This is a genomic window from Nostoc sp. 2RC, from assembly GCF_014222165.1.
GTDB classification, from domain to species: domain Bacteria; phylum Cyanobacteriota; class Cyanobacteriia; order Cyanobacteriales; family Nostocaceae; genus Nostoc; species Nostoc linckia.
This window is the reverse complement of record NZ_JACKZU010000280.1, coordinates 1-10,812: the sequence shown is the minus strand read 5'-3', so window position 1 is coordinate 10,812 and position 10,812 is coordinate 1. Positions and strand designations below refer to the sequence as shown.

General features: G+C 40.1%; 10 protein-coding genes. 8 read left to right on the top strand and 2 right to left on the bottom strand.

The genetic code is table 11. The features are described from left to right. The first annotated feature begins 231 nt into the window (after positions 1-231). From GNE10_RS25115 to GNE10_RS25095, 5 genes are all read left to right on the top strand, one after another. Positions 232-1,002 carry a class I SAM-dependent methyltransferase gene (locus GNE10_RS25115; RefSeq protein ID WP_185567644.1) on the top strand — a complete coding sequence of 257 codons (771 nt, stop codon included), beginning with the start codon at positions 232-234 and terminating at the stop codon, positions 1,000-1,002. Then, complete coding sequence (locus GNE10_RS25110) at positions 999-1,727, top strand: TenA family transcriptional regulator (protein ID WP_185567642.1); 729 nt, start codon at positions 999-1,001, stop codon at positions 1,725-1,727. Before GNE10_RS25115 ends, GNE10_RS25110 begins: the two co-directional genes overlap by 4 nt. 325 nt (positions 1,728-2,052) lie before the next feature. After that, the gene (locus GNE10_RS25105) at positions 2,053-2,604 is read left to right on the top strand and encodes a heme NO-binding domain-containing protein (RefSeq protein WP_185567640.1); all 552 of its coding nucleotides are present in this window, start codon (positions 2,053-2,055) and stop codon (positions 2,602-2,604) included. A gap of 15 nt (positions 2,605-2,619) precedes the next feature. Continuing rightward, positions 2,620-4,101 (top strand): sensor histidine kinase, encoded by a 1,482-nt coding sequence (locus tag GNE10_RS25100; protein ID WP_185567638.1) that lies wholly within the window; start codon positions 2,620-2,622, stop codon positions 4,099-4,101. Between the two features lie 471 nt (positions 4,102-4,572). After that, on the top strand, positions 4,573-5,775 hold the full coding sequence (locus GNE10_RS25095) for an FtsW/RodA/SpoVE family cell cycle protein (RefSeq protein ID WP_099070980.1): 1,203 nt from the start codon (positions 4,573-4,575) through the stop codon (positions 5,773-5,775). Between the two features lie 333 nt (positions 5,776-6,108). Here GNE10_RS25095 and GNE10_RS25090 read toward each other — a convergent pair whose 3' ends face one another. Beyond that, entirely contained in the window at positions 6,109-6,687 is a 579-nt protein-coding gene (locus tag GNE10_RS25090) for an NADPH-dependent FMN reductase (RefSeq protein WP_185567636.1), read from the bottom strand. A 104-nt stretch (positions 6,688-6,791) separates the two neighbouring features. Between GNE10_RS25090 and GNE10_RS25085 the strand changes: the two genes are divergently transcribed. Both GNE10_RS25085 and GNE10_RS25080 read left to right on the top strand, forming a co-directional pair. After that, positions 6,792-7,280, top strand: a complete 489-nt coding sequence (locus GNE10_RS25085; protein WP_185567635.1) for an NUDIX hydrolase — start codon at positions 6,792-6,794, stop codon at positions 7,278-7,280. A gap of 126 nt (positions 7,281-7,406) precedes the next feature. Continuing rightward, entirely contained in the window at positions 7,407-8,396 is a 990-nt protein-coding gene (locus GNE10_RS25080; protein WP_185567633.1) for a methyltransferase domain-containing protein, read from the top strand. Here GNE10_RS25080 and GNE10_RS25075 read toward each other — a convergent pair whose 3' ends face one another. Next, positions 8,397-9,380, bottom strand: a complete 984-nt coding sequence (locus GNE10_RS25075) for a 2-dehydropantoate 2-reductase (protein ID WP_185567631.1) — start codon at positions 9,378-9,380, stop codon at positions 8,397-8,399. A gap of 418 nt (positions 9,381-9,798) precedes the next feature. Between GNE10_RS25075 and GNE10_RS25070 the strand changes: the two genes are divergently transcribed. Beyond that, positions 9,799-10,722 (top strand): CPBP family intramembrane glutamic endopeptidase, encoded by a 924-nt coding sequence (locus tag GNE10_RS25070; protein ID WP_185567629.1) that lies wholly within the window; start codon positions 9,799-9,801, stop codon positions 10,720-10,722. Positions 10,723-10,812 lie beyond the last annotated feature (90 nt).

Here is a 10,812-nt window from a genome sequence, read left to right as displayed (position 1 = left end):
ATTGAAAACTGCTGTTTTTTAAAAAAATTACGAAGTATATGACATTGAATTTGGCTAACGCTTGAAAATATTAGATTTAAAATGCAGATAAGTACACAAATTAAAATCGGTAAAATCAACGTTAGCATTAAAATATTTAAATGCTAAAAGATATATATTGTCAGTATTAAATACTGATAGCTGTAAATTGTTCAATTGAAACATAAATCAAATATAAATATTTAGTTTAAAATGTCAATCTTCGATAGCAAAAATTCAACTAAAAACTTATATAATCGCACAGCATCAGAGTGGATTAGAGGAGAACCTATTTCCTTATCAGACTTTACAGCCCGCCCTTTTGTACTGGGGCTTTGTGAACCTGTTAATGCCTTGCGAGTGCTGGATATAGGTTGTGGTGAAGGTTATTGCAGCAGAGAATTACGGCGACGCGGTGCAGCACAAGTACATGGCATAGACCTTTCGCAAAGTATGATTGAAGCTGCGACTATGCAAGAAGTAGAGAATGTTTTGGGCATTAGCTATGAAGTTGGATGTGCTACCAACCTCAAGCAATTTAATAATGGTGAACTTGACTTAGTTGTTGCAGTTTTTCTATTTAATTATTTAACAATTGCTCAGACACAAGAATGCATGACAGAAGTTGCACGGGTTCTTCGTCCCGGCGGTAGATTTGTATTTAGCGTTCCCCATCCATCCTTTCCATATATGCGGGAGCCAGGATATCCATTTTATTTTCAAGTTGAGGGTAAAGGCTACTTCAGCAAGCGCGATCGACAGTTTCCTGGCCGTATTTGGAAACGAGACGGTTCCTGGCTAAATGTGCAATTGATTCACAAAACTTTTGAGGATTATTTTAATGCCCTTAAAATTGCTGGCTTCAATACGATGCCAATCCTACAAGAATTACGTGTGACTCCAGAACATATCGCACTAGATGAGTCATTTTTTAGCCCCTTACTCGATCAACCCCTCCATCTAGCCATACAAGTATCACGATGACACAAACACTTTCTTTAGCTAAAAATTCCTTTCAAAAAATAGCTGATAATCATCCTTTATGGAACCATGAGTTCCTAATGCACTGTCGTAGTGGAAATTTATTTCTACCAGATGTACAGATGCTAGCTGTTCAGATGTACAAATTCTCGAAAGAATTTAATCGTATCCTAGCTAGCATCTTGTCTTGTTGCCAAGATGAAAGTACTCAGTTAGTCATCTTAGAAAACCTGTTTGATGAAATGGGACAAGGAGATGTCACTAAGTCCCACCCAGAATTGTTTCGTCAATTTACCCGCGCACTTGGTATCCATGACGAAACTTTAGCAGCATTACCTACTGCACCAGAAACTCGTGCGTTGATTGATACCTACTTACAGATACCTCATAAGTATGGCTATTTAGCTGCGCTGGGTGCTGTCTGTTATGCTTCCGAAGGAATTGTTAGTTCTTTGTACGCACAACTATACAAAGGAATTGTCGGCGCTGCTCCCTTACCTAAAGAATCACTGATCTTTTTTGAAGTTCATATTAACATCGATGATAGTCATGCGGCGAAGCTAGCAGCAGTAATTGAAGCTCAACTAGGAATGATTGAAGATGACATCAAGATTAAACAAGCAATTGTAGAAGCTATGGACGCTAGATTTGAATTTTTTAATGGAATTCAACAGCAAATCTCCCAATATAGCTTGTCACCAGGTTCCATACTGCTTATAAGCGCATAATTGCAGTTAAAAGGAAAGAGTGAAAATACGGTTGTGAACCTAGTAGTTCGTAGTATTAAAATGCGGACAGCTTTACCGAAAGACAGTGAGAAAGCCCATTTCTTTTAGGGATGGAATGAATTGCCATTCGCCGTCTTAGTCATTAGTGCTATTAAACACAAATGACTTGAAATCCTAGCCGCTTAAAGCCGGGGGACGAGTTAACAATTTTTTGGGTTTTTAAAACTGTAATCAGAGATTTTAAGATTTAGCTCAACCAAATATTGTCATTTGAATTTCAGTCAAATTCACGAAGCAAAATTAGGTGTAACCACAGGAGACTTCCATGTATGGATTAGTGAACAAGGCGATTCAAGACATGGTGTGCAGTCGTTTTGGTGAAGAAACTTGGAAAGTAATTAAGCACAAAGCAGAGGTGGATGTAGATGTTTTCATCAGTATGGAAGGTTATCCTGATGACATCACCCATAGGTTAGTACAAGCTGCTAGTGGTGTTTTGAATTTATCTGCGACAGAAATTATGCAAGCCTTTGGGGAATTCTGGGTTCAGTACACAGCCCAAGAAGGCTATGGCGAAATGATGGATATGAGTGGAGATACACTACCTGAATTTCTGGAAAATCTCGACAATCTTCATGCTCGTGTAGGAGTTAGTTTTCCCCAACTCCAGCCTCCATCATTTGAGTGTACTGACATGGAGGAAAATTCCCTTAACTTACACTATCGTTCTGATAGAGAAGGACTAACACCAATGATTCTTGGTTTAGTCAAGGGATTGGGAACTAGGTTTGATACACAAGTTCATATTACTCAAACCCAGAGTCGAGATGAAGGTGGTGAACATGATGAATTTTTAGTGATTTACAAACCAAATTGACCGCAGGACAGCAGCATGGCTCCTCCTTACCTGACGCTTTCACCAGAGTTACTGGCGAAAGCTTTTCCTTTCCATTTTGTATTTAACCGCGATCGCAAAATTGTACAAGCGGGCGATGTTTTAGAACGTATTAGTCCAGAACCACTAATTGGTAAATTGATTGAGCAGCATTTCCAAATCAATCGTCCAAAAATTGTGGTCGATTTTGATGCTATTAGTAAACAGTCTCGTGCCCTGTTTATCCTAGAGTTTCTCCACAATCGAATGCAGCTCAAAGGTCAGATGATGTATCACCCAGAGCAGGAGGTGATATTTTTTTTAGGTTCTCCTTGGATTACTGATACAACTAGTCTTGCTCCTTTGGGTATCAAGCTTAAAGACTTTGCAATTCACGACCCCATCGTTGATTTTCTATTTTTGTTACAAGCACAGAACACTGCTTTGGGCGATGCCAAAAAGTTAACAAGTGAACTCAAACAACAAAGATCGCAACTACGCAGTGCCCTACAAATCAAAGAAAATCTCGCGGAAATTGCTGAGGCTCAAGCTAAAAAATTGGAAAACTCTCTCAAAGAACTCCAGCAAACTCAAGCCCAATTGGTTCAAGCTGAGAAAATGTCTAGTTTAGGGCAATTAGTCGCGGGAGTTGCTCACGAAATTAATAATCCTGTTAACTTTATTTATGGAAATATCCAATTTGTCAAGGATTATACAGAATCTTTGCTGAATTTGGTGGCTCTTTATCAGCAATTTTATAGGAATCCTACCCCAGAAATTCAAAAATATATTGAGCAAATTGAGTTAGATTTTTTACTAGAAGATTTGCCCAAAATTCTCGATTCAATGGAATTAGGAGCCGAAAGGATCTCAGAAATTGTGTTGTCTCTGAGGAACTTCTCGCGCCTTGATGAAGCAGAGAAGAAAAGTGTTGATGTTCACCAAGGACTAGACAGTACTTTGCTGATTTTACAAAATCGCTTCAAGAGCAGCGTCGATCATCCTGCTATTAAAATAATTAAAAATTACGGAGATTTACCTTTGGTAGATTGCTATCCTGGTCAACTCAATCAGGTATTCATGAATATTATTAGTAATGCCGTCGATGCACTAGATCAGCATAACAATAAACGAGGAATCACAGAAATTCATGCTAATCCTAATACTATTACAATTACTACAGAAATAATTGAAACTAACTGTGTAATCCGCATTGCTGATAATGGTTCTGGAATGACAGAAGCAGTAAAAGAACGACTATTCGATCCATTTTTTACAACTAAGCCTGTTGGAAAAGGTACAGGATTGGGTTTATCAATTAGCTATCAAATTGTGGTAGAAAAACACGGAGGAACACTCAAATGTATATCACAACCGGGGCAAGGAACCGAGTTTTGGATTGAAATTCCTCTATCTGTGAAAAAGCAAGCAGTGAGTTCAGAATTCAGAAGTCAGGAGTCAGAATTCAGAAGTAATGCAGGCTTAATGCCTAGCTACTAAAACTATTTTTAATGCAAATATAGCAATCTTATTTCAGTTGTGAAAAATATCAGTGTTAACTGTTGACAGTCAACAAGCCTAATATGTAATAATATTTCACAAATTATTTAACATTGCCATATATTAAAATTATGATTTGATGTTGGAGAAATTCCGGTTTTCGACGCAAATTGCTGTGAGTGATGCGTTGGTAGCATTAGACAAGAGTGCAAAAGTGCTTTTTGCACTCTCGTGGGAAAAGGGAAAATACCAAACCTTTCCCCCTTTCCCCTTTCGCTTTTCCCGACTTCTCTTAGAAGTTTATTGGCTTCAGTAGGAGTGGGCGATCGCCAAACAAAAACAACTGGCATACCTGTAGCAAGTTACACTAACTGTATTGTAAAAACGGTGCATCAGATTACTGAGTTTTGAGTTATGATTTATGAGTTTTATTCCTAACTTTTAATTCCTAACTTTTTACCTATAGCGATCGTGAATCTACGCCACCTGATTCCAATTTTTGATAATTCCGTCTCCAACTGGGCATTAGAAGCGCGGTTATTGCGCTGGCTAATATTCATTTGGTTGTTCGTCGGCTTGATTATGCTATTTTCAGCATCCTATCCTGTTGCTGATGCACGTCATCATGATGGATTGTACTACTTTAAACGGCAGCTACTTTGGGTCTTAGTTGCCTTATTCGGATTCAATACTATTGTTAACTCGCCATTGCAGAAAATTTTGGGGCAATCCCATTGGTTTTTAATGGTGTTTTTGACGTTAATTTTTGTGACGCTGATTCCAGGATTGGGAAAAAAGGCTTTTGATGCAGCGCGTTGGATAGCGATAGGGCCAATTCCCATCCAACCCTCGGAATTGATTAAACCCTTTTTGGTGCTGCAAAGTGCGCGACTTTTCGGTCAGTGGGAACGAATTAGTTGGCGGGTTCGCTGCGGTTGGCTAGTAATCTTTGGTTTAGTACTTTTAGGAATTCTTGCCCAGCCGAATTTAAGTACAACAGCACTTTGTGGTATGACTATTTGGCTAATTGCCTTGGCGGCTGGATTGCCTTATAAATACTTGGGAGGGACAGCCTTGGGTGGTGTGATGCTGGCTGTACTGAGTATTAGCATCAAAGAATATCAACGTAAACGGGTGATGTCGTTCCTCAATCCTTGGGCTGACGCCACAGGAGATGGTTACCAGTTGGTGCAAAGTCTACTAGCTGTTGGTTCTGGTAGAACTTGGGGAGCCGGATTTGGGCTTTCCCAACAAAAATTATTTTATTTGCCAATTCAGGACACCGATTTTATTTTTGCTGTGTTCGCGGAAGAGTTTGGTTTTGTTGGCAGTATCGTGCTGTTGGCACTTTTAGCGATATTTGCAACTCTGGGATTAGTCGTGGCGTTGAAGGCGAAAAATTCAGTGCATCGGTTGGTGGCCATCGGTGTGACGATTTTAATGGTAGGACAATCATTGCTGCACATTGGTGTTGCTACAGGTTCTCTACCAACTACAGGGTTACCCTTGCCGTTGTTTAGTTACGGTGGTAATTCCATGATTGCTAGCTTAATAGCTAGTGCGTTACTGATTCGGGTAGCACGCGAAAGTAGCGAAGCTGAGGTAGTACCCTTGCGAAAACCAACGTTATCAAATGGGCAAAAACGCCGAACTTTTCATAAAACCAGGAATTAAGCTAGCAAAAGCTAAATCAAATGGTGTAGGCTAGCAAACACCGCAGGTATCATCACTTCAAAATCAAGTTCAACTTTAACTTCTACCGTGGGCGTTAGTTAACCAGAGCATCCTATAAAAAAGTCGCCTTTACTGCTGTTTATAAATTATCGAGATCCATAGTTGCAATCATGATATTAATCTGCGTTCCATTCTTTTTAGGATTTACGCAAAAGTATGAATAAACTAACCGCAAAGGACGCATAGGGCACGAAGTTATAAGAGTTTGAGAGAGTTCTTGCGTAAGTCCTACTTTTTTCAAATTGGTATAAATTTTGAATTCTGAATTCTCTTTTAATTAAGCTTGAACAATATTTTTGTTAAACCCTCACCTAACTTTTCAATAGATTCTTGCTGTTTGGGATCTTTTAACGTGCCATCAGCATTGAAGGCTTCATAAGCTTTGGATACGGCTATTTGGTCGGGAAGTACCAAAACTTTGATGTTTCCCAAAATAGAACGCAGGTGAACTAATCCCCGCAAACCACCAAGACCGCCTGGAGAAGCGCTCATAATTGTGGCAACTTTACCCGAAAAAGCCGCCAAGGGAGCTTCATTTGGATATGGACGCGATGCCCAATCGATGGCATTTTTCAAAACTGCTGTGAGGGAACTGTTATATTCAGGTGAAGCAATGAGAAATCCCTGATGAGAAATCATCAAATCCTTCAATGTGCGGCCGTTGGCAGGCATTCCTTCTTGGGCTTCCAAATCTTCATCGTACAGAGGTAAGGGCAAATCCCGTAAGTCTAAATACGTAACTTCTGCGCCTGCTGCCTTAGCACCAGCCGCCGCAATTTTTACTAATTTTTTGTTGTAAGAATCTATACGGGTACTGCCAGCAAAAGCTAGGATTTTTGGTGTAGATGTCATAGTTAGAGAATAAGAAGGATTAGCTAAATCAGCTGCATTATCCTGTTTTTAGGCGATCGCTTTTTCTTACCTTTAGATTTTCTTTACACATTTGCTAGAAAATTATGGCGAATTGGTCAGATTCTTATCTTGGCAAGTTGCGGCAACTTGTTGGCAACCGCCTACTGATGTTATGTGGCACACGGGTGATTGTGGAGGATGATTTCGGGCGCGTTCTGTTGCAAAAGCGAAGTGATTTTAAACTTTGGGGACTACCTGGTGGCTGTCCTGAAGAAGGCGAATCTATCGAACAATGTGGGGTAAGAGAAGTGTTTGAAGAAACAGGTTTAACAGTTAAGCGTTTGCAAGCTGTGGCATTTTCTTCTAACCCAGAGTTTGAAACTGTAACTTATCCTAACGGCGATCGCGTGCAAAACTTCATTTTGATTTTGCGAGCTGTTGAATGGAAAGGTAACCTAGCTTGTGTAGATGGAGAATCGCTGGCGTTAGAATTTTGTGATTTGGCGAATTTACCTAGATTAATGCCAAACGATCGCCCTGTTTTAAAAAACTTTCAGGAATACAAGAAAACTGGCGAATTCCTGTTGTTCTGACTCAAATAGGATTGCTATAGCTCAAAATCAGTAAACAAGAGAGTTTACGCTCAAGTCATACTGCTGTGCTACTTGAGTTTTGTCAGCTAACCAGCTACGTTAAGTGTATGGGAAGCTTTCAAAACAATGTCAACCTTACTATATTTTGTAATTGCTGTTCTTGTGCTTTTAGTGGTAGGAATTGGGGTTTATTTCCTGACTCCTCGGAAATATCAATCCTCTGCCACAGTGGCCAATTCCTACGATGATTGGACTGTTGACGGCATCCTAGAGTTTTATTGGGGAGAACACATTCACCTCGGTCACTACGGTTCGCCACCACGACGCAAGGATTTTTTGGCTGCTAAATCTGACTTTGTACATGAAATGGTTAAATGGGGTGGTTTAGATAAATTACCTCTTGGTAGCACCGTCTTAGATGTCGGCTGTGGTATCGGCGGTAGCAGTCGGATTTTAGCGCGAGATTATGGATTTGCCGTTACAGGAATTACCATCAGCCAAGAGCAGGTGAAACGCGCCCAGGAATTAACGCCCCCAGGAGTTAGCGCCCAGTTTGCGGTGGATGATGCAATGGCATTGTCATTTCCAGACGGTAGTTTTGATGTAGTCTGGTCGATTGAAGCAGGCCCCCACATGCCCGATAAAGCCGTTTTTGCTAGAGAATTAATGCGGGTGCTAAAGCCTGGTGGAATTTTGGTTGTCGCTGACTGGAATCAGAGGGATGACCGCCAAAAGCCGCTAAATTTTTGGGAAAAACCAGTAATGAAACAACTCCTCGAACAGTGGTCTCATCCAGCTTTTTCCAGCATAGAAGGATTTAGTGAACTTTTAACAGAGACGAAATTAGTCGAGGGAGAAGTGATTACAGCAGACTGGACAAAACAAACACTTCCTTCTTGGTTAGATTCCATCTGGCAAGGAATAGCTAGGCCAGAAGGATTAGTGCGTTTTGGGCTGTCTGGTTTTATCAAGTCTGTGCGCGAAGTTCCGACTTTATTGCTGATGCGTTTGGCATTTGGTACGGGACTGTGCCGATTTGGAATGTTCCGCGCTGTGCGGGCTAATTCAACCACAGAATTGATACACAGAAACTTTGCTAGCCAAACTCTCAAATAATTACTCATTCTTTTGTTTGGTTACTTCCAGTAGCTTAACGCTGGCGTAAATAGCATCAATATGGGGTGTGGAAATTTGAGTAAGTTTACCTAATTCTGCCACCGCCCCGACGATGGCATCTATTTCCGTGGGGCGTCCGGCTTCAATATCTTGTAGCATTGAGGTTTTGTGAGCACCAACATTTTCGGCACCATTAATGCGCTGTTCTAAGGTAATGCCAAATTTTATACCCAATTTTTCAGCGATCGCCTGGGCTTCTGTCATCATTTGCCGTGCTAGTTCGCGGGTGAGGGGATAGCGGCAAATATCCTCTAAAGTCGCACCAGTCAAGGCGCTAATGGGGTTAAATGCCACATTACCCCATAATTTTATCCAAATTTCCGTGCGAATTTGATTGCGGATTGGTGCTTTGAATCCTGCTTGTTTGAGAGTTTGTGCCAATAATTGAATGCGATCGCTTTTGCTACCATCGATTTCACCGAGAGTAAAGCGATCGCCTTCAATATGCTTAATCACACCTGGTGCAATTATCTCTGTTGCTGGGTAAACAACACAACCGATGGCACGATTAACACCGATACCAGCTTCAACAATGCCATCAGGGTCAACAGATTTAATGCGTGTTCCTTCATACTCGCCGCCATGATGATGAAAGTACCACCAAGGAATACCATTTTGGGCTGTGATGACCGTTGTGTCTGGATTGTACAGTGGGGAAAGGTAGGGGGCGATCGCGGGAACACTATGAGCTTTTAAAGTTAAAATTACTACATCTTGTTCCCCTGCTTCCTGGATATTACTAGTTGCCAAAGCCGGACGAACAACTTGGCTAGAACCGTCTGTCATCACTAGTTTTAGCCCATCTTTTTGAATTGCTTCCAAATGAGAACCGCGAGCAATTAGCGTCACTGTTTCACCAGCTAGGGCTAATTTTGCTCCCAAATATCCACCAATTGCACCCGCCCCAACAATACAAATTTTCATTTTTTCAAACAAAAATAGATTATAGTTTAGTACGATTTTAAATTGAAAAATTCAAAAGTTTATTAGGTGAGAAATCTATAATAAAGTTGCTTTAATTCACATAAGTATCTCAAACCACTATAGCAATGCAATATTATCAGGACTTACGCAAGTGTCACTAAAAATCATTTTTTTGCTTGTAGTAAGGACTTCAGTCCTTTTTAGACGACTAAAGTCCTCTCTACGAGACGCTACGCGTAGCTTGCTTCCCCGAAGGGGTACACTACAAGCTTAAAATAATATGCCACTTACGTAAGTCCTAATTATTTTGGAAAAATTACCTACACCTGAACATAGAGACCAAGAGCCAGTAAATAATTAATCTTTCACGATTCCCTACTCACTAAAAATAAGTTCACAACTCAAATAGGAATAATCTATGAGTCAAAATTTTCTCGATGCTGCTAATCAAGGCAAAAATGATTGGTGGCGCTACTTATTGGGAGTTTTTTTCGTCGTCTTTTCTTACTGGTATATAGGTTCATTGACTTCAGGTATTTTTGCAACTATTTTGTTTTTAGTTTCTAGTGCTGTTAATGGAAATGAGGTTTCTAGTTTACCGTCTGAATTTCAAAACCAATTAGAGCTTTATTTACAGGCTTCGCAAACTCGTTATTTTGTCATTTATAGTATTCCTGTTTTTTGTGCGTCGCTAGCGATATTTTTAACCATTAATTGGTTGCACAAACGGAAAATTCAAACTTTGATTAGTGCTGATAGCTCCTTGAATTTTCAGCGTCTCATTTCAGGATTTATAGTTTGGTTAATGATTTTAATAGCCTTCACAGGAGTAGATTACCTAATACAACCGCAAGTTTATTCCTGGACTTTTGACTTAGCTCAGTGGCTTCCACTTTTTCCTTTAGTTTTAGTGCTTACTCCCATCCAAACCTCCGCCGAAGAATTTTTGTATCGTGGTTATTTACTTCAAGGACTGGGGCTATTATCTCGGCAACGAGTTGTATTAATCATTGTTACCAGTTTGTTGTTTATGCTGCCACACTTGAGTAATCCAGAAATGCAGCGGGGAGAAATATGGGTAGCATTGCAATACTTTTCATGGGGTGTATTTTTTTCAGCACTGACCCTAAAAGATAATCGCCTAGAACTTTCTTTAGGTGCCCATGCAGCAAATAATATTTTTGCTTTCTTATTTGTCAATACTAAAGATTCGGTAATTACTACACCTGCCGTTTTAACTATCAACGATCCTGGAGATCCTAAAGTAGGTTTGGTTTTTTTCTGGCTAATGATTGCAATATTCTACTACTTCTTTTTTGGTAGACGAAAACAAACTAGATAAAGCTAACTAGCAAGAATCGTCATTAGTTATTAGTCATTAGAGTGTTGACTGGTGACTGGGAAGTTATTATTCTCCCCTGCCCCTCTGCCC